Source organism: Micromonospora sp. C28SCA-DRY-2 (genome assembly GCF_030519475.1).
Classification (GTDB): Bacteria; Actinomycetota; Actinomycetes; order Mycobacteriales; family Micromonosporaceae; genus Micromonospora.
In genome coordinates, this window is record NZ_JAUMKD010000002.1 from 742739 (window position 1) to 761450 (window position 18712).

Sequence of the window (18712 nt, forward strand, 5' to 3'; positions counted from 1 at the left end):
CAGGTCGGGACGTGCAGCGCCACTCGAGCCATCGCAACGGTTCATTTCAGGAGTGGCACGATGAACGAATTCCGCAACACGCCGTCCGTCCTCGCGCAGCTGGCGGACGCCCCGTGGCGTACCAGCACGCGCAGCCAGACCTCCAACTGCGTCGAGGTCGCCCCGCTGCGGACCGGCCCGGCCGCGGTCGCCCTGCGGGACAGCAAGGACCGCCGCGGCCCGGTGCTGCTGTTCGACCGGGCCGGCTGGCTGGGCTTCCTCGCCGGCACCAAGAACGGACAGTTCGATCTGGACTGATCCGGTGAACGGGACGGGGCCGTCGGCAACGCGCCGGCGGCCCCGTCGCCTGTTCGATGGCCCGACCGCGCCAACCTGTCATCGGCTGATCGGATGAGGCTGCGGGTCGATCGTCGCGTTTGGGTTGCTGACTCGACCACGCGGCGTAACATGGCCCCCAGAGTGACGTGGAACTTCCACCCGTTCCCATCCGTCGCGGTACATCCGGAGACCGACATGCGGTTCCTGATCGTTCGCACCGACATCCGCGCCGCCGCCGACGTGGACATCGCCGCCGCCTGGGCCGGCGGGATCCGACTGCGGGACGAGACCACCACGCCCGAGCCGCGCCGCCAGATCGTCCACGCCGAGGATCGGGACGCCGCCTTGCTGCTGGCCCGGGCACTGTCGACGGTCGGCGCGGTACGCGCCGGCAAGCAACGGGTGAAGGTGCTGCCGCTCGACGCGCCGGCCCGGCCGCACCGGCCGCCCGGCCCCGGCGGCTGACCGACGTCCGTCGTGGTCGGACCGGCTCCCCCGCCGTGTTCCTTGCCCCGCCGACCACGGCGGCCCGTGTTCCCGGCTCGTGACCGTCGCGGCAACGGCGGCCACGAGCCGGGACCGCACGGACACCCGGTCAGCGGTCGCCGTCCACCCAGCCGTCCAGCCACCGGTGGATCAGGAAGAGCGCGATCGACGACGGCGGCGGCAGCACCAGCCGGGCGCCGCCCACGTCCACGGTCCGTCCGGCCAGCGCCGCACCGATCTCCCGCCGGGTGAACCACCGGGCATACGCGATCTCCGCCGGGTCGAGCCGCACCGGGTGCTCCGGGTCGGCGGTGGCGAGGAAGCCGAGCATCAGCGAGCCGGGGAACGGCCACGCCTGGCTGCCCACGTACGCGATGCCCTCGACCGGGACGCCGACCTCCTCGTGCACCTCGCGCAGCACCGCCGCCTCGGCCGACTCCCCCGGCTCGACGTAGCCGGCCAGGCAGGAGAACCGCCGCTCGCCCGGCACGCCCGGCCAGGTGGCGTTGTTGCCCAGCAGGCACCGGCCGTCCGGGCCGGGCTCCCCGTCGTGCACCAGCACGATCATCGCCGGATCGGTACGCGGCCAGATCCGGTCGCCGGCCGGGTCGATCCGGGACCAGCCCGCCTCGTCCACCTCGGTGAGCTGGCCGCTGGCCGACGAGTAGCGGTGCCGAAGGTGCCAGTTGACCAGCGCGAGGGCGGTGGTGAACAACCCGGCGTCCCGGTCACCGAGCAGGTGCCCCACCTCGCGCAGGTGCGCCGCGCGGGCGCCCGGCACGGCCGGCAGCGGGGCGTCCACCGCGAAGACCGGCACCCCGTCCGGCTCGACGCCGAGGAACATCGGCGGGGCGCCGGCGCTCGGCGGCACGTCGTCCGGGCCGAGCAGCACCAGCACCGGCGGGGTCACGTCGGCACGGACCAGCGCCCGGCCCTCGTTCGTCGAGTCGAGCACCAGCACCCGGGCCTGCTGCCACGCCTGCGCCAGCCAGTCCGGGTCGGTACGCCGGTGCGCCGCCCGGTCCAGCGTGGAGCGGGCCAGCGGTGGGGCGGCCTCTCCGCTCATGCCGGCACTCCGCTGCGCTCCGTGCCGCCACGAGGCCCCAACGCACCGGGTTCGATTCGCTCACTGCGCTCGCTCATGCCGGCGCTCCGCTGCGCTCCGTGCCGCCACGAGGCCCCAACGCACCGAACTCGATGACTCGCTCGCTGCGCTCGCTCATGCCTTTACCGGCTGGACCTCGACCGGAGTGAGCGCGGCCAGCGCCGGCGCGACCCGCTCGGCGTCGCCGAGCACCACGGTGACCGCGCGGGCCGGGGCGAGGTAGCGGGCCGCCGCCTCGGCCACGTCGTCGACGGTCGCCTTCGCCAGCCGGGCGGCGTGCTCGGCGAGGAACTCCAGGCGCAGCCCGTTGCCGGCGTACGCGCTGGTCAGCGAGGCCAGTCCGGCCTGGGTGGCCATACCGAGCTGGAGCGTGCCGAGGGCGTACCGGCGGGCCTGCTCCAGCTCGTCCGGCTTGGGCGGCAGCGCGGCCAGCCGGCCCAGCTCGTACGTCGTCTCCAGCAGCGCCGGCCCGGTCACCTCGGTGGCCACCTCGGCGGCGGCGACCAGCACGGAACCGGCCACCGAGTGCTCGACCAGCGAGTGCGGCCCGTAGGTGTAGCCCTTGTCCTCGCGGATGTTCTCCACCCAGCGGGACGAGAAGTAGCCGCCGAAGACCAGGTTGGCCAGTTGCAGCGCGGCGTGGTCGGGGTGGGTGCGCGGCACCGCCGGCAACGCCACCCGCAGCGACGACTGCACCGAGCCGGGCCGGTCGACCAGCAGCAGCGGACCCGGCTCCAGCGGTGGAGCGGGCGGCAGATCGGCGGTGTGGCCGGCCCCGTTCCACCCGGACAGCGCCTTCTCGGCCGCGTCCAGGGCCCGCTCCGGCTGCACGTCGCCGACCAGCACCAGCACCGCGTCGGCCGGGTGCACCCGCTGGGCGTGCAGGCTCCGCAGCGCGCCCGGCCGGACCGCCCGGACCTGCTCCGGCTCCGGCGTCTGCACCGCGTACGGGTGCCGGCCGTAGATCCGCTTGAGCAGCGCCGTGCGGGCCAGGTGCGCCGGCTGGCTCTGCGCCACCTGGATCCGGTCGACCAGCCGGTCGCGCTCGGTGGTGACCTCGCCGGTCGGGTAGCTCGCCCCGGTCAGCACCTCGGCGAGCAGCTCCAGCATCCGGTCCAGGCCGGTGACCAGGCTGGCGCCGGAGAGCATCAGCCGGTCCGGGTCGATGCCGGCGGACAGCCCGCCGCCGACCTTCTGCAACTCGGCGGCGAGCTGCACGCTGGACATCGTCTCCGTGCCGGAGAGCAGGGTCTGCGCGAGCATCGCGCCGCGAGCCAGGTGGGCGCGGCCGAACGGCATCCAGAGCCGCAGCTCGACCAGGGGCACCGCGGACCGGCGTACCGCGATCACGGTGAGGCCGTTGCCGAGCGTCCGCTCCGCCTGCCGGGGCAGCTTCAGCTTGCGGTGCGGACCGAGCGGCGGCAGCGCCCGCGGCCCGGTGGGGACGGTCGCCGTCACTGCGCCTCCTCCGTTCGCGACTGCGGGGCTCGCAAAACCGGCTCACTCCTCGCGCTCACAGCGCCACCTTCGTTCGCGACTGCGGGGCTCGCAAAACCGGCTCACTCCTCGCGCTCACAGCGCCACCTTCGTTCGCGACTGCGGGGCTCGCAAAACCGGCTCACTCCTCGCGCTCACCGGGCACCTCCCGGGATGACCTCGACGGATGCCCGGCGCTCCGCCCGCAGGGTGGCGGCGGCGGCCCGGACCTGCTCCTCGGTGACCTCGCCGACCAGCCGGGGCAGCTCGTTGAGCAGACCCGGCTCACCGCGCTGCTGCTCCAGTACGGCCATCCGCAGCGCCCGGGTGAGCACCGGGTCGGTGTCACGCAGCAGGTGGGTCGCCATCCTGGCCTGGGTGCGGCCCAGTTCCCCGTCGGTCAGGCCGTCGGTGGCCAGCCGGTCCAGCTCCTCGTCCACGGTGCGCAGCACCTTGTCCACGTCGCCGCCCGGCGGCAGGTGCGCCTGGAGCAGCAGTGCCGTCGGGTCCCGCACGTCGAACGGGTCGCCCATGAAGCCGAGGTAGCCACCGACGCTGGTGACCGTCCGGTCCCGCAGCACCAGCCGCTCGACCAGCCGGGACGCGTCGCCGTCGGTGAGCACCTCGGCGAGCACCACGAAGGGCAGGTAGCCGGCGAAGTCGACGACCGGGTCGGGCACCCGCCAGGCCGAGGCCACCGCCGGCAGCGGGGCCAGCTTGTCGGTGTACGCGGTGCGCCGCTCGACGGTCAGGTCCGGCTCGGTGAAGTCCGGTCGCTCCGGCGCGGGCCGGGCCGGCACGTCCCCGAAGTGCCGGCCGATCAGCTCGGTCGCCTCGGCCACGTCGATGTCGCCGCTCACCGCGAGCACCGCGTTGCCGCTGGCGTAGTAGCGGCGGAAGAAGTCGGCGGCGTCGGCGACGGTGGCCGACTCCAGGTCGACGAAGGAGCCGTAGCCGTCGTGCGCGTTCGGGAACGTGTCGAACATGACCGGTGGCAGGGTCAGCCAGGGGAACCCGCCGTACGGGCGGTTGAGCACGTTGACCCGGATCTCCTCCTTGACCACGTCGACCTGGTTGCGCAGGTTCTCCTCGGTCAGCCGGGGGCCGCGCATCCGGTCGGCCTCCAGGAAGAGCGCCCGCTCCAGGGCGTTGCTCGGCAGGGTCTCGAAGTAGTCGGTGTAGTCCAGGTGGGTGGAGCCGTTGAAGGTGCCGCCGGCACCCTGCACGTGCCGGAAGTGGGCCAGCTTCTCCAGGTTCTCCGAGCCCTGGAACATCAGGTGCTCGAAGAGGTGGGCGAAGCCGGTGCGGCCCTCCGGCTCGGAGCGGATGCCGACGTCGTAGACGACCGCCACCCCGATCACCGGTGCGCTGCGGTCTGGGGTCAGCACCACCCGCAGGCCGTTGTCGAGGGTGAACCGCTCGGCCGGGTACTTGGTGACTGGGATTCTCGCTCTCCGCGTCGGCACGTGATCGACTCTAACGCGTCGGCACCCCCGTGCCGGCGACCTCCGCCGACCGGGACCGGACGGCGGTGGCGCCGGTCGGCGTGGCCGGGCCGGTGCCCCGCCGGCCCGACCACACCTCGCACCCCGCGCCGCGCGACCGGGCCCGCCCCTCCGCGGGCTCCGGTCCGGCCGGGGTACGACGACCGCGGCTCAGCCGGCGGTCGGGTCCGTCCGCCCGGCCGGGCCGGGCTCGTCCACCACACCGGCGGGACTGTGCAGCTCCACCGGGGCGGCCGGGGCGGCCCCGCCCGGCGTGGCGTGCCAGGGCGTGAAGACCGCGACCATGGCGAGCAGCAGCCCGGCGGCGGCGACCGCGACCACGAACAGCAACTCGCGCAGTGCCGTCGAGCCGGTCTCGCCCGCCATGGTCACCCCTCCCGTGTCGAGCCGATCCGCCCGGCCGTTCCCCCCGCCGTCAGCCTCGACCACGGACCGGACCGGCACAGTCGGCCACCCGACCCCGTCGGCGCTGATTGCCGACTCAGCAGGGTGACCGGCGCCGGGCCGGCGCCGACCGGGGTGACGGTGACCGAAGCGGCGGCCGGCGTCAGGAGGCGCGGGGGCGACGCGGGCGACGCGGGCGGCCGGAGGCGCGGTGCGGAGTGCGACCGGCCGTGCCCGGGGCGGCGCCGGTGGCGCGGGCGGCCGGGGCCGGCGGGGCGGCGATGGTCACCGGCACGCCGGACGGCTCGCGGGCACCGGTCGCCCGGACCAGCGACGCGTCGCCGGGGCGGACCTGCGCCGAGTGGGGCCGGATGCCGGCGGCCGCCATCAGGCGCGACACGTCCCGGCGCTGCTCCGGCAGGACCAGCGTGACCACGGTGCCGGACTCGCCGGCCCGGGCGGTACGCCCGCCCCGGTGCAGGTAGTCCTTCGCCTCGGCCGGCGGGTCCACGTTGACCACCAGGTCCAGCCCGTCGACGTGGATGCCGCGGGCCGCGACGTCGGTGGCGACCAGCGCGGTCACCTGCCCGGTGCGGAACTGCTCCAGGATCCGGGTGCGCTGCGGCTGCGACTTGCCGCCGTGCAGCGCCGCGGCGCGGACCCCCTTGGCCAGCAACTGCCGGGCCAGCCGGTCGGCGCGGTGCTTGGTGCCCATGAAGAGGATGGTGCGGCCCTCGCGGGCGGCGATCTGGGTGAGCGTGGCCGGCTTGTCCACCGCGTCGACGTGCAGCAGGTGGTGGGTCATCGCGGTCACCGTGGCGGTGCCCGGGTCGACCGAGTGGGTGACCGGCTCGCTGAGGAAGCGGCGGACCAGGCGGTCCACGCCACCGTCCAGGGTGGCGGAGAAGAGCATCCGCTGCCCGTCCGGGGCGACCTGCTCCAGCAGCTTGGTGACCTGCGGCAGGAAGCCCATGTCGGCCATCTGGTCGGCCTCGTCGAGCACGGTGGTGGCGACCTGGTCGAGCCGGACGTCACCGCGGTTGATCAGGTCGTGCAGCCGGCCGGGGGTGGCCACGACCAGCTCGGCGCCGGCACGCAGCGCGTCCGCCTGGCGCCCCAGCGACAGGCCGCCGACCACGGTGGCGCAGCGCAGCCCGACGGCGCGGGCGTACGGGGCCAGGGCGGTCGTGACCTGCTGGGCCAGTTCCCGGGTCGGCACCAGCACCAGCGCCAGCGGGCGGCCCGGCCGGGCCCGGTGGCCGGCGGTGCGGTGCAGCAGCGGGAGCCCGAAGGCGAGGGTCTTGCCGGAGCCGGTACGGCCCCGGCCGAGCACGTCCCGGCCGGCGAGCGAGTCGGGCAGGGTGGCCGCCTGGATCGGGAACGGTTCGGTGATGCCCTGCGCGGTCAGCGTGGCGAGCAGAGCCGGCGCCAGGCCGGTGCCGGCGAAGGAGGGTACGACGGTGGTCAAAAGGAGGCCTTCCTCGAGGCGGCACGTGTCGAGGAAGGCGCCGGAGGCGGCGCTGTCACCGGCGGCGGCAGGCCGCGGTGGTCACAAGCACGAACCGAGGGGGTACGGGGCCGGCCCGCCGCGCAGTGGGGCGGGCCGGCCCCGTCACCGCGCCCGGAGGGCGCGGTGGATGTCACGAACTACGGATGTCGCCGCAGATCAGAGCGGGCGGATGTTCTCCGCCTGCGGGCCCTTCTGGCCCTGGGTGATCTCGAACTCGACCCGCTGGTTCTCGTCCAGGCTCCGGTAGCCGGAGGACTGGATCGCCGAGAAGTGGGCGAAGACGTCGGCGCCGCCGCCGTCCGGGGTGATGAAACCGAAGCCCTTGTCAGCGTTGAACCACTTGACGGTGCCAATAGCCATGCTTGTCTCGTCTCCTTGACGGAACGTCGAACCCGCACCTGTTGCGGGCTCGAAAGGAGCGGTCCACGCGGAGTGCGTGGCTCGCCTGTCGCTGCTGGTCGCCCCGCCCGGAGAACTCCGGACACAACAAAGAGCGCCTGGGGCCACAATCCGCCAGGCGCACACAGAGTCTCTGGTAACCAAAACTGCAACTCACCGAACCTATCACGGTTGGCGCGCGCTGTCTTGCGGAACTTCCGGCACGGCGGCGATCAGCGCGGTCAGCCCCTCGGCGTCGAGCAGGTCCGCCGGGCGTACGGTCACCCCGTCGCGGACGTAGTGGAACGCCGCGCCGACCCGCTCCACCGGTACCCCGGCCAGCTCCGCCCAGGCCAGCCGGTAGACCGCGAGCTGCACCGCGGCGACCTCGGCGGCGGCCCCGGTGGGCTGGCCGCCGGTCTTCCAGTCGACCACGTCGAACCGCCCGCCCGGACGGGCGAACACGGCGTCCATCCGGCCCCGCACCACCACCCCGGCGATCACCGTGGCGAACGGCACCTCCACCTCGACCGGCACCCGGTCGGCCCACTCGCTGGCCAGGAAGCGCTCCTGGAGTTCGGCGAGCGCCTCGTCGGGCGCCGCGTCCGCGTCCGCCGCGCCGGGCAGCTCGTCCACGTCGAGCAGCCGGTCGGCCCCGAACCGCTGCTCCAGCCAGGCGTGGAACGCCGTGCCCCGGCGGGCGTACGGGTTGGGCTCGCTGGGCAGTGGGCGGCGCAGCGTCCGGGCCAGCCCGGCCGGATCCCGGCGCAACGCCACCAGCTGGGTCACCGAGAGGTGCCCGGGCAGCGCCACCTCGACCGCGCCGGCCTGCCGGGTCAGCTCGGCCCGCTCGGCGAGCAGCAGGTCGGCCTCCCGCCGCCAGCGCGCCACCTCCGGGTCGTCGGCCAGCGGATCGCCGTCGGCCGGGTCGCCGTCGCCGTCGGCGAGGAACCGGCGGACCAGCGCCGCCGCCTCGGCCAGCGCCGGCCGGCGGGCGCCCAGCGGGTCGGCCGGCCACTCGGCCCGCAGCACCACCTCGGCGGTCGGGTTGGTCGCGTCCGGCGGGGGTTCCGGCGCCCACTCGTCGACCAGGTGCCCCGCGCCACCGTCCAGGCAGGCGTCGTGCACCTCGCGGAGCAGCACCGACGGGCCGCGCGGCCGCTTGGTGCCCTCCCCCCACCAGTAGCCGGAGCAGAGCAGCAGCCGGCGCGGCCGGGTGACCGCCACGTACGCCAACCGCCGTTCCTCCCGCTCGTCGTGGGCCCGCCAGGCGTCGGTGAAGTCCTCCAGCGCCCGGGCCACCCCGCGCTGGTCCTCGGCCCCGGCCAGGCCCAGCTCGGGCAGCCCGTCGGCGTCGCCGCGCAGCGGGAAGGGGAGCACGCCGAGCCCGCCGAGCCAGTGGTCGGAGTTGCGCACCGGCCCCGGCCACACCCCCCGGCACAGCCCGGCCACCGCCACCGCGTCCCACTCCAGCCCCTTGGCGGCGTGCGCGGTGAGGATCTGCACCGCCCCCTCGACCACCTCCACCTCGCCCGGGGTGAGGCCGCGCTCCTCGTCCTCGGCGGCGGCCAGGTAGGCGAGGAAGGCCGACAACGTGGCGCCCGGGGTCTCCCCGCTGAACCGGGCGGCGACGTCGCCGAGCGCGTCCAGGTGCCCCCGGGCCAGCCCGGCGTCGCCGGCGCCGTCCCGGCCGGCCCGGACCGCGACCTCCACGTCCAGGCCGATGGTCCGTTCGATGTCCGCGATCAGGTCCGGCAGCGACTGGTCCATCCGGTAGCGGAGCAGGCCCAGCTCCCGGGCGTACGCGCGCAGCCGCGCGTAGCCCTCGGCCGAGTACGCCTGCGCCGGGCCGAGGTCGGCCAGCGCCTCGACCAGGGTCGCCTCGTCCAGCGCGTCCGGGGTGATCTCCGGCGTACCGTCGTCGGCCAGTTGCCGGCGGGCCGCGGCGATGGCCCGCGCCCGGCGGTGCAGCGCCACCAGGTCCCGCGGCCCGATCCGCCAGCGGGCCCCGGTGAGCAGCCGCAGCAGGGCCGCCCCGTCGGTCGGATCGGCCAGCACCCGCAGGGTGCAGACCACGTCCCGCACCTCGGGGGTGTCCAGCAGGCCACCGAGCCCGACCACCTCGACCGGCAGGCCACGGGCGCGCAGCGCCGATTCGATCGCCGGGATCTGGCTGCGCAGCCGGACCAGCACCGCCGTCGTCGGGCGCAGCGGCACCGGGATGTGCTCGGGCAGCGCGCCGGCTGCGCCGGCCGCGCCGCGCCACGCGTTGAGCACGCTGTCGGCGATCCACTCCGCCTCGTCGGCGTACGTCGGCAGCAGCGCGCAGTGCACGGTGCCGCCGGCGGCGCCGCGGGCGCTGCGGTGCGGCACCGGGTCCTTGACGCTCAGCGCCGCGTGCAGCTCCGGCACCCGGGCGCCGGCGGCCCGCAGCGGGGTGGCCAGCGCGTTGGCCACCCCGAGGATCTCCGGGCGGTTGCGCCAGCTGGTGGTGAGGCTGAGCACCTCGGCCGGGGTGCCGTCGGCACGGGCGAACTCGGTCGGGAAGCGGTCCAGGGTGCCGGCGGAGGCGCCGCGCCAGCCGTAGATGGACTGGCACGGGTCACCGACCGCGGTCACCGGGTGCCCGCCGCCGAAGAGCGCGTTGAGCAGCACCACCTGGGCATGGCTGGTGTCCTGGTACTCGTCGAGCAGCACCACCCGGAAGCGGTCCCGCTCGATCTCGCCGACGCCGGGGTGGTCGCGCGCCACCCGGGCCGCCCGGGCCAGCTGGTCGGCGAAGTCCATCGCCTCGAAGTCCTCCTTGCGCCGGGCGTACGCGCGCACCAGCGGGAGCAGCTTCAGCCGGGTCTGCTGGAGGGCGAGCGCCTTGCGCACGTCGGCGTAGACCCGGCCGGGGCGGGCCTGCACCTCGGCGAAGAAGCGCCCGGTCCAGGCGGCCAGGTCGTCCGGGTCGACCAGGTGCTCGTCCAGCTCGCCGGCGAGCGCCAGCACCGCGTCGGTGATGGTGCTCGGCATCCGGTCCACCTCGGACATGTCGCCGTCGTAGTTGCGCACCAGCAGGTCGACCAACTGCCAGCGGGACGCCTCGGTGAGCAGCCGGGTGGACGGCTCGTAGCCGGCCCGCAGGCCGTGCTCGGTGACGATCCGGCCGGCGTACGAGTGGTAGGTGGAGACGGTCGGCTCCCCGGCCAGCGGGTCGTCGAGCGGGTCCCGCCGCTGCCGGCCGAGCCGGCGCACCAGCTGGTCCAGCCGGGTACGCACCCGGTGCGCCAGCTCGCCGGCCGCCTTGCGGGTGAAGGTGAGCCCGAGCACCTGCTCCGGCCGCACGTACGCGTTGGCCACCAGCCAGACCACCCGGGCCGCCATCGTCTCGGTCTTGCCCGACCCGGCGCCCGCGACCACCAGCAGCGGCTCCACCGGGGCGGCGATGATGGCCGCCTGCTCCCGGGTCGGGGCCGGCAGCCGCAGCAGCTTCGCCAGCTCCACCGGGGTGTACCGGGGGCCGGCGTCGGCCACCCGGGGCGCCGGGGTCGCGGTGCCGAAGAGCGTCGGCTGGGTCACGGTGCCACCTCAGCTCGCAAGCTCACTCCTCGCGCTCACGGGTTCTCGGAGGGACGGACGGTGGGCGGTTCGACCACCTGGCGCCCCTGCCCGGAGACCGGGCAGCTCGTCCGCACCGGGCAGACCCGGCACTTGGAGTTGGCGACCGCGGCGAAGGTGGCGGCGGCCATCGTATCGGCGGTACGCCGGACCAGCGCGGTCGCCCAGCCCGCCTCCGGACCCTCCCCGGCCGGCGGCTGGCTCTGCTCCTTCGCGTCCTTCGCCCCGGTGCCGAGCTGCACCAGGGCCGCCCCGCCGGGCTCGTCGCCGAACTCGGCGAACGCCCCCGCCTCCACCGCCGCCTGGTACGCGCCCAACTGCGGGTGCTCGGCCAGGTCGGCGGCGGTCACCGCGGTGGACTTGCCGGTCTTCAGGTCGACCACCACCAGCCGGCCGTCCGCGTCCACCTCCAGCCGGTCGACCCGGCCGGTGAGCTGGACCGGACGCTGCGGGTCGTCGAGGCGGACCGCGAACTCGTGCTCGATGGCGAGCAGCCGGCGCGGGTTGGCGGCCAGCCAGCGCAGCAGCTTGTCCACCATCGCCTCGGCCCGGGCCCGTTCCGGCCCGGCCATCCAGCGGGCGGCCAGCTCGATCGCGTCGAACCGGGCGGCCACGTAGTCGAGCAACGCGCCCCGGTCGGCGCTGGCGTCCTCGGCCAGCATGGCGGCGGCGTGCACCAGGTTGCCCACCCCCTGCGCGGCGCTGGCCGGGCCGCTGCCGCCGTGCCGTTCCAGCAGCCAGCGCAGGCTGCACCGCAGGGCGCTCTCCATCGCCGACGGGGTGACCCGGACCGGTTCCCCGTCGTCCACCAGCGGGCGGTCGTCGGAGAGCGGGCGCAGCCCCCACCAGTCGTCCGGGTGCGCGCCGGACACCCCGGCGGCGGCCAACCTCGCCAGCTCGGCCGCGGCGGCGCGCCGGCGGGCGTACGGCAGATCCGGGTCGCTGACCGCGGTCCGCAGCTCCGCCACCAGCGCCGGCAGGGTCAGCGCCCGGGGCGGCCGGCTCACCGGCAGGCTGCCCGGCCGGCCCTCGTCGGCCTCGCCGGCCGACCGGCCGGGGTCCGGCTCCGCACCGGCCACACCGCCCGGCCGCGGGTGCCCCGCGCCGTTCCCGCTGTCGCCCGGCCCGGCCGGGTCACCGCCTGCGCCGTCGCCGGCCGGCGCGGACGCGTCGTCCGGACCGCCGCGGTCGGGCGTCGGCGGGGGCCCGTCCGGCGGGTCGCCGCCGGTGGGCGGGTCGGTGGGGCCGAGCTCGTAGAGGAAACGGCTCGGCTGCTCCTCGTGGTCGTCGCCGCCGACGGCGGCCGAGGCCACCGCGCTGACCAGCAACCGGCGCCGGGCCCGGGTGACCGCGACGTGGAACAGCCGGCGTTCCTCGTCGAGCAACGCCGAGGTCTGCCCGACCAGGGTGGCCACGCTGCCCCCGCCCGCCCGGCCGGCGAGCACGTCGACCAGCCGTTCCGAGCCGAGCAGGCTGCCGCGCAGCCGCAGGTCGGGCCAGACCCCCTCCTGCACCCCGGCCACCGCGACCAGGTCCCACTCCAGCCCCTTCGCCGCGTGCGCGGTGAGCAGCCGGACGGCCTCGCCTCGGTCGGCGGTCGGCGCCAGGGTGTCGGCGGGCAGGTCCTGGCCGAGCACGTGGTCGAGGAAGACCTCGGTCCGCGCGCCGGGCAGCCGGTCGGTGAACCGCGCGGCGGCGTCGAAGAGGACCATCACCGCGTCCAGGTCGCGGTCGGCCGCCTCGGCCCGGCGCCGCCGCGCCACGTCGCCCTCGCCGGGCGCCGCCGCACCCCGGCCGATCGCCGACGACCAGAGCTCGGCCAGCCCGCTGGCCCGCCAGACCGCCCAGAGCACCTCCTCGGCGGTCGCCCCCGGCCGGGCTGCCGCCTCCCGGGCGACGGCGAGCAGCCCGGCCACGGTCTGCGCCGGTTCCGCCCAGCGGCGCTCGATCCCGGCCAGCTCGGCCGGGTCGCGCAGCGCCTCGACGATCAGCTCACCGGACGGGCGGCGGTCACCGGCGGCCAGCGCGAGCGCCCGCAGCCCCTGCCGCAGCCGCCGCTCGGCCAGCGGGTCGGCGCCGCCCAGCGGCGAGTGCAGCAGCGCGACCGCGGCCTCCTCGTCGAGTCGCTCCGGCTCCAGCGCGCAGCGCAGCAGGAGCAGCAGCGGCGCCACCGCCGGTTGCAGGTGCAGCGGCAGGTCCTCGCCGTGCACCACGGTCGGCACCCCGGCGGCGTGCAGCGCCCGTTGCAGCGAGGGCAACTGCCGTGCGGTGGAGCGCACCAGCACCGCCATCTCCGACCAGGGGACGCCGTCGAGCAGGTGCGCCGCCCGCAACGCGTGGGCCAGCCAGGCCGCCTCGCTGGTCGCCGAGCGGAAGGTGTGCACCTCGACCGACCCGGGCGCCGCGTCGGGCAGCGAGCGCAGCCGGCGGTGCGCCGCCGGGCCGCGCAACCGCCGGGCCAGCCGGGCGGACGCGGACAGCAGCCGGGGCCCGGCCCGGTAAGAGGTGGTGAGCACCACCTGCGCGGCGGGCGCCCCGGAGGCGGTGCGGAACCGGTGCGGGAAGGTGGTCACCCCGGCCGGGTCGGCGCCCCGGAAGGCGTACGTGGAGGAGTCCGGGTCGGCGAAGGCGACCAGCGGCTTGCCGCCCCCGGCCACCGCCGCCAGCAGGTCGAGCTGGGCCGGGTCGGTGTCGGCCAGCTCGTCGACGTAGACGTGGGCCAGCCGGCGCCGCTCGGCGGCGAGCAGCTCCTCGTCGTCGAGCAGCATCCCGGTGGCGGCCCGGACCAGCTCGGCCGGGTCGTAGGCGATGGAACCGCGGTTGCTGACGTCGCGCAGCGCGAGCACCGCGACGTACTCGCGCAGGAAGCGGGCGGCGGCCGGCCAGTCGGCCCGGCCGAGCTTCTCGCCGAGCCGGGCCAGCTCGACCGGCCCGACCCCGCGCTCGGCGGCCCGCATCAGCAGGTCGCGCAGCTGGGCGGCGAAGGCCCGGGTGCGCAGCGCCGGGCGCAGGTCCTCCGGCCAGCCGACCGGGTCGTCGTCCGGCTCCTCGCCGACCACGTCCAGCAGCTCACGGATGATCAGATCCTGTTCCGGGCCGGTGAGCAGCCGGGGCGACGGCTCGCCCCGCTCGGCCGCGGCCCGGCGGAGCAGGCCGAAGGCGTACGCCGGGAAGGTGCGCACCAGCGGCTCGCGGAGCACCCGGGGCCCGCCCCGGGCGACCCGGGCCTCGATCCGGTGGCGCAGGTCGGTGGCGCCCCGCCGGCCGAAGGTGAGCACCAGGATGCGTTCCGGATCGACGCCCTCGGCCACCCGGGCGGCGACCGCCTCGACCAGGGTGCTGGTCTTGCCGGTGCCGGGGCCGCCGAGCACCAGCATCGGCCCGTCGGTGTGCCCGATGACCTCCGCCTGCACCGGGTCGTCGCGCCGCGGCACGAGCTCCTCGGTCGGCCGCCCGGTCGACCCGAGCTCCTCGGTCGGCCGGTCCGGCCGACGCACCAACCGGTACGCCTGCATCCGCCCATCCCACCACGCCGGTACGACACCCCCTCCCCGACACTCCACCCGTCCCGGCAGCGCGCACCCGTCCGGTGAGCCGGCGACCAGCGGGCGAGCGGCGACGGCCCCCGCGGCCGCACGTCCGCCGGTTCCCGACGACGCGTCACGGACGGGGTGACCGGCCGCCACGGCCGCCGCCCCCCCTGCTGCTGGCCCCTTCGCTCGGCACACCCGCCCCCGCTCGGCCCGGACCCCGCGTGCCCGGGCCCGGCGCCGCGTGCCCAGGCCTGGCGCCACGTGCCCGGGCCCGGCCGGGAATGGCGGGCGTGGTGCGTCAGGTGAGCCGGGACTCGATGGCGTCGAGGGCGGCGGGCACGGTGTCGACCACGGTGAGCAGGCCGAGGCCGGCGGGCTTGAGGAAGGTGGCGTCGGCGAGTGTGGCCAGCCAGTCGAGCAGCGGCCGGTAGAAGCCGTCCGTGTCGACCAGCACCATCGGCTTGGCGTGCAGGGCCAGGGTGGCGGTGGTCCAGACCTCGAAGAGTTCGTCGAGCGTGCCGAGACCGCCGGGCAGGGTGAGGAAGGCGTCCGACTTCTCGATCATGAGGTTCTTCCGGCTGGCCATCGAGTCGGTGACCAGCAGCTCGTCGGAGGACAGGTCGGCGACCTCCAGGTCGACCAGCGCCTGCGGGATGACCCCGACGGTAGGGCCGCCGGCCGCCCGCGCGCCGTCGGCCACCGCGCCCATCATGCCGACGCACCCGCCGCCGCTGACCAGGGTGTGCCCCCGCCGGGCGATCTCCGCGCCGGTCTCGGCCGCGAGATCCAGCCAGCGCCGGTCGAGGGTACGGGAGGACGCGCAGAACACGCAGATCGCGGCCACGGTCAGCCCGCCCCTTCCCCGTCACCCGCCGGGCGGGCCGGACCGGCCGGCCGCTCGCCCGAGCGGTCGCCACCGGCACCGGTGATCCGGCCGGGGCGCTCGCCGGTGGCCCCGCCGCCGACCGGCTCCACCGCTCCGCCCGCCGGCCGACCGCCGGCCGACGGACCACCGGCCGCCCGGTCACCGCTGGTCGCCTCCCCCGCCGCCTGCTGGTCGGCCGCGGTCCGGGCGACGGCCTCCTCGCGGACCGCCTCCTGCTCCGCGGAGAGGGTGGCCTCGGCCTCCACGATGTGCCGGACCGCCGCGTTGACGTCGTCGGTCACGCAGATCAGCTCCAGGTCGGTCGGCCCGATCTTGCCGTCGGCGGCCATCGTGTCGCGCAGCCAGTCGAGCAGCCCGCTCCAGTAGTCCGCGCCCATCAGCACCACCGGAAACCGGGTGACCTTGCCGGTCTGCACCAGGGTCAGCGCCTCGAACAGCTCGTCCATGGTGCCGAAACCGCCGGGCAGCACCACGAACGCCTGGGCGTACTTGACGAACATGGTCTTGCGGGCGAAGAAGTAGCGGAAGTCGATGGCCAGGTCGACCCAGTCGTTGAGGCCCTGCTCGAACGGCAGCTCGATGCCGAGCCCGACGGAGAGGCCGCCCGCCTCGCTGGCACCCCGGTTGGCCGCCTCCATCACCCCCGGGCCGCCACCGGTGATCACCGCGTAGCCGGCCCGGGCCAGGGCGGCGCCCAGCGCCTCGGCCAGCTGGCACTCCGGGCTCTCCGGCCGGCTGCGGGCGGAGCCGAAGACGCTCACCGCCGGGGGCAGGTCGGCCAGGGTGTCGAAGCCCTCGACGAACTCGGAGAGGATCCGCAGCGCCCGCCAGGCGTCCTTGGTCTTCCAGTCGCTGCGGGCCCGCGAGTCGAGCAGGCGCTGGTCGGCGGTGCTGGTGGGGATCGCCTGCCGGCGCAGCGTGACCGCGCCCCGGTGCCGCTCCCGCCCGGGTGCGCGGCCGGCCTCCCGCCCGTTGCTCTGACTCATGGGAGCAACCGTAGTGGAGTCGTACCGGCCGGGTGCGCGGGGCGACGAGGCCGGAAAAATTCCGCGATCTTGGGCAACTAATTCGCTCGCTCGTACGTCTTACTATTCACATACCGGGTATGCCCCGGCGCGCGCCTTCGGGGGAGGAGTCAGCGTGATCAGCAACAGCGAGATGATCCGGATCCGCCGGCAGATGCAGCGGCGGATCCGCGACGTGGTGGCCGAGCGCCGCCGCGCCCGACAGATGGAGCCCGTCGCCGCCGACCCGGCCGGCGACCCCACGGACGTCCGCGCCACCCCGGACACGTCCCTGCCGCTCTGACCGCCCACCGGCGCCCACCCGCCGGGGCCCGTTCTCGACCAGGAGGTTCGCGTCACCGGGGCAGACCCGGTCGACGCGAACCTCCTGGTCACGCGAGGGACACCTACGCGGAGGCCAGCCAGCGGTGCAGGGTGGCCGCGCCGTCGCGGATCTTGCTGATCTCGACGTGCTCGTCCCGGTGGTGGGCCAGGTTGGGGTCGCCGGGGCCGAAGTTCAGCGCCGGAATGCCCATGGCCGCGAACCGGGCCACGTCGGTCCAGCCCAGCTTCCCGATCGGCGCGGCGCCGACCGCGGCCAGGAACTCCTGCGCCGGTGGCGCGTCCAGCCCGGGCGGCGCGCCGGCCGCCGCGTCCGTCACCGCCAGGTCGAAGCCGGCGAAGACCTCCCGCAGGTGCGCCTCGGCGGCCGCCGGGTCGCGGTCCGGGGCGTACCGGTAGTTGATCTCGATCTCGCAGCGGTCGGGGACGACGTTGCCGGCCACCCCGCCGTTGATCCGCACGGCGTTGAGCCCCTCGCGGTAGTCGCAGCCGTCGATGGTCACCCGGCGCGCCTCGTACGTGGTCAGCCGGCGCAGCACCTCGCCGGCACCGTGGATGGCGTTCACCCCGTGCCAGGACCGGGCCGCGTGGGCGCGCTCGCCGTGCGTGGTGACGATCGCCCGCATGGTGCCCTGGCAGCCGGCCTCGACGATGCCGTAGGTCGGTTCCAGCAGCACCGCGAAGTCGGCCACCAGCCACTCCGGATGCGCCGCGCCGACCAGCTCCAGCCCGTTGTACCTCGACTCGATCTCCTCGGCCTCGTAGAAGAGGTACGTCACGTCGTAGCGGGGGTCGGGCAGGGTCACCGCCAGGTGCAGCGCGAACGCGACGCCGGACTTCATGTCCGAGGTGCCGCAGCCGTACATCAGGTCGCCCCGCATGGTGGACGGGAAGTTGTTGTTCAGCGGCACGGTGTCCAGGTGCCCGGCGAGCACCACCCGCTGGCTCCGCCCGAGGTCGGTACGCGCCATCACGGTGTTGCCGTACCGGAAGGTGGTCAGGTGGGCCACCCCCCGCAACACCTCCTCGACGCAGTCGGCGATCGCCTTCTCGTTCAGGGAGACGGACTCGATGTCGACGAGGGCGCGGGTCAGCGCCACCGGATCGGCGAGGACCTCGGGGGTCAGCGGGTTCTCCATGGTTCGCACGGTACCGTCAGTTCACGTGAGCGCGAGGAGTGAGCTTCCGAGCCCCGCAGCCGCGAACGAAAGGTGAATCAGTGACGTCCGCAGTTTCCGCCTGGGGCATCGGCCTGGCCACCGTCACCGCCGACGACCAGGTGCTCGACACCTGGTACCCGACCGGCAAGCTGGGTCTCGGCGAGTTGCCGCTGGTGCCCGGCGAGGACGAGGCCGACGTGCTCGACCTGCCGCCCGGCGCGCTCGGCGAGCGGGCACTGCCCGGTCTGCGTACGGTCGAGGTGACCACCGTGATCGGCTCGCTGGACGACCCGATCAAGGACGCCGCCGACGCGTACCTCCGGCTGCACCTGCTCTCCCACCGCCTGGTCCGGCCCAACGAGGTCAACCTGGACGGCATCTTCGGCAAGCTGGCCAACGTGGCCTGGACCTCGGCCGGGCCGTGCCCGCCGGAGCGGGTGGACGAGCTGCGGGTGATCGAGCGGGCCGCCGGCCGCCACCTGGTCGTCCACGGGGTGGACAAGTTCCCCCGGATGACCGACTACGTGGTCCCCTCCGGCGTGCGGATCGCCGACGCCGACCGGGTCCGGCTCGGCGCCCACCTGGCCTCCGGCACCACCGTGATGCACGAGGGCTTCGTGAACTTCAACGCCGGCACGCTCGGCACCTCCATGGTCGAGGGGCGGATCGTGCAGGGCGTGCTGGTCGGTGACGGCTCGGACATCGGCGGCGGCGCCTCGATCATGGGCACGCTCTCCGGCGGCGGCACCGAGAAGGTGCGCATCGGCGAGCGGAGCCTGATCGGCGCCAACGCCGGCGTCGGCATCTCGCTCGGCGACGACTGCGTGGTCGAGGCCGGCTGCTACATCACCGCCGCCTCCAAGATCACCCTGCCGGACGGCCGGGTGGTCAAGGCCCGCGAACTCTCCGGCGTGGACGGCCTGCTCTTCTGGCGCAACTCGGTCACCGGCGCGCTGGAGGCCCGGCCGCGTACCGGCCGGGGCATCGAGCTGAACGCGGCGCTGCACGCCAACGACTGACGG

Annotated in this window: 14 protein-coding genes and 1 pseudogene; 4 read left to right on the plus strand and 11 right to left on the minus strand. The window is 75.6% G+C overall.

What is annotated here, in order from left to right; all coding sequences use genetic code 11:
* Positions 1–60 precede the first annotated feature (60 nt).
* Both Q3W71_RS11920 and Q3W71_RS11925 read left to right on the plus strand, forming a co-directional pair.
* On the plus strand, positions 61–297 hold the full coding sequence (locus Q3W71_RS11920) for a DUF397 domain-containing protein (protein WP_302919348.1): 237 nt from the start codon (positions 61–63) through the stop codon (positions 295–297).
* A gap of 216 nt (positions 298–513) precedes the next feature.
* A complete protein-coding gene (locus Q3W71_RS11925; protein ID WP_302919349.1) occupies positions 514–783 on the plus strand; it encodes a hypothetical protein in 270 nt (89 codons plus the stop codon).
* Positions 784–913: 130 nt separating this feature from the next.
* Here Q3W71_RS11925 and nudC read toward each other — a convergent pair whose 3' ends face one another.
* The 10 genes and pseudogenes from nudC to Q3W71_RS11975 form a co-directional block, all read right to left on the minus strand.
* The gene (nudC, locus tag Q3W71_RS11930) at positions 914–1870 is read right to left on the minus strand and encodes an NAD(+) diphosphatase (protein ID WP_302919350.1); all 957 of its coding nucleotides are present in this window, start codon (positions 1868–1870) and stop codon (positions 914–916) included.
* A 153-nt stretch (positions 1871–2023) separates the two neighbouring features.
* Positions 2024–3367 carry a pitrilysin family protein gene (locus Q3W71_RS11935; protein ID WP_302919351.1) on the minus strand — a complete coding sequence of 448 codons (1344 nt, stop codon included), beginning with the start codon at positions 3365–3367 and terminating at the stop codon, positions 2024–2026.
* Positions 3368–3540: 173 nt separating this feature from the next.
* Positions 3541–4851 carry a pitrilysin family protein gene (locus tag Q3W71_RS11940; protein ID WP_302919352.1) on the minus strand — a complete coding sequence of 437 codons (1311 nt, stop codon included), beginning with the start codon at positions 4849–4851 and terminating at the stop codon, positions 3541–3543.
* Between the two features lie 189 nt (positions 4852–5040).
* Complete coding sequence (locus tag Q3W71_RS11945; protein ID WP_302919353.1) at positions 5041–5256, minus strand: hypothetical protein; 216 nt, start codon at positions 5254–5256, stop codon at positions 5041–5043.
* Between the two features lie 181 nt (positions 5257–5437).
* Positions 5438–6742: a DEAD/DEAH box helicase gene (locus tag Q3W71_RS11950; RefSeq protein ID WP_302919354.1), complete on the minus strand. Its 1305-nt coding sequence runs from the start codon at positions 6740–6742 to the stop codon at positions 5438–5440.
* A gap of 198 nt (positions 6743–6940) precedes the next feature.
* Entirely contained in the window at positions 6941–7144 is a 204-nt protein-coding gene (locus Q3W71_RS11955) for a cold-shock protein (protein WP_007072850.1), read from the minus strand.
* A 204-nt stretch (positions 7145–7348) separates the two neighbouring features.
* Positions 7349–10726 (minus strand): ATP-dependent DNA helicase, encoded by a 3378-nt coding sequence (locus tag Q3W71_RS11960; RefSeq protein ID WP_302919355.1) that lies wholly within the window; start codon positions 10724–10726, stop codon positions 7349–7351.
* A gap of 35 nt (positions 10727–10761) precedes the next feature.
* Positions 10762–14280, minus strand: coding sequence for an ATP-dependent DNA helicase (locus tag Q3W71_RS11965; protein ID WP_302919356.1), 3519 nt, complete (start codon positions 14278–14280; stop codon positions 10762–10764).
* Positions 14281–14596: 316 nt separating this feature from the next.
* Complete coding sequence (locus tag Q3W71_RS11970) at positions 14597–15142, minus strand: TIGR00730 family Rossman fold protein (RefSeq protein WP_302919357.1); 546 nt, start codon at positions 15140–15142, stop codon at positions 14597–14599.
* 200 nt (positions 15143–15342) lie between these two features.
* Positions 15343–16170 (minus strand): annotated as a pseudogene (locus Q3W71_RS11975) (TIGR00730 family Rossman fold protein); the annotation flags it as partial.
* Positions 16171–16324: 154 nt separating this feature from the next.
* Here Q3W71_RS11975 and Q3W71_RS11980 point away from each other — a divergent pair.
* Complete coding sequence (locus tag Q3W71_RS11980; RefSeq protein ID WP_302919358.1) at positions 16325–16492, plus strand: hypothetical protein; 168 nt, start codon at positions 16325–16327, stop codon at positions 16490–16492.
* Positions 16493–16595: 103 nt separating this feature from the next.
* Here the strand turns inward: Q3W71_RS11980 and dapE are convergent, their stop codons facing one another.
* A complete protein-coding gene (dapE, locus tag Q3W71_RS11985; RefSeq protein WP_302919359.1) occupies positions 16596–17669 on the minus strand; it encodes a succinyl-diaminopimelate desuccinylase in 1074 nt (357 codons plus the stop codon).
* Positions 17670–17749: 80 nt separating this feature from the next.
* Here dapE and dapD point away from each other — a divergent pair, with 80 nt between their 5' ends.
* Positions 17750–18709 carry a 2,3,4,5-tetrahydropyridine-2,6-dicarboxylate N-succinyltransferase gene (gene dapD / locus Q3W71_RS11990; RefSeq protein ID WP_302919360.1) on the plus strand — a complete coding sequence of 320 codons (960 nt, stop codon included), beginning with the start codon at positions 17750–17752 and terminating at the stop codon, positions 18707–18709.
* The last annotated feature ends 3 nt before the right edge of the window (positions 18710–18712 follow it).

Bases quoted from the DNA above. Each gene is read 5' to 3' on its own strand.
- Q3W71_RS11920 (WP_302919348.1), top strand. From the start codon at position 61: ATGAACGAATTCCGCAACACGCCGTCCGTCCTCGCGCAGCTGGCGGAC.
- Q3W71_RS11925 (WP_302919349.1), top strand. From the start codon at position 514: ATGCGGTTCCTGATCGTTCGCACCGACATCCGCGCCGCCGCCGACGTG.
- Q3W71_RS11945 (WP_302919353.1), bottom strand. From the start codon at position 5,256: ATGGCGGGCGAGACCGGCTCGACGGCACTGCGCGAGTTGCTGTTCGTG.
- Q3W71_RS11955 (WP_007072850.1), bottom strand. From the start codon at position 7,144: ATGGCTATTGGCACCGTCAAGTGGTTCAACGCTGACAAGGGCTTCGGT.
- Q3W71_RS11965 (WP_302919356.1), bottom strand. From the start codon at position 14,280: ATGCAGGCGTACCGGTTGGTGCGTCGGCCGGACCGGCCGACCGAGGAG.
- dapE (WP_302919359.1), bottom strand. From the start codon at position 17,669: ATGGAGAACCCGCTGACCCCCGAGGTCCTCGCCGATCCGGTGGCGCTG.
- nudC (WP_302919350.1), bottom strand. From the start codon at position 1,870: ATGAGCGGAGAGGCCGCCCCACCGCTGGCCCGCTCCACGCTGGACCGG.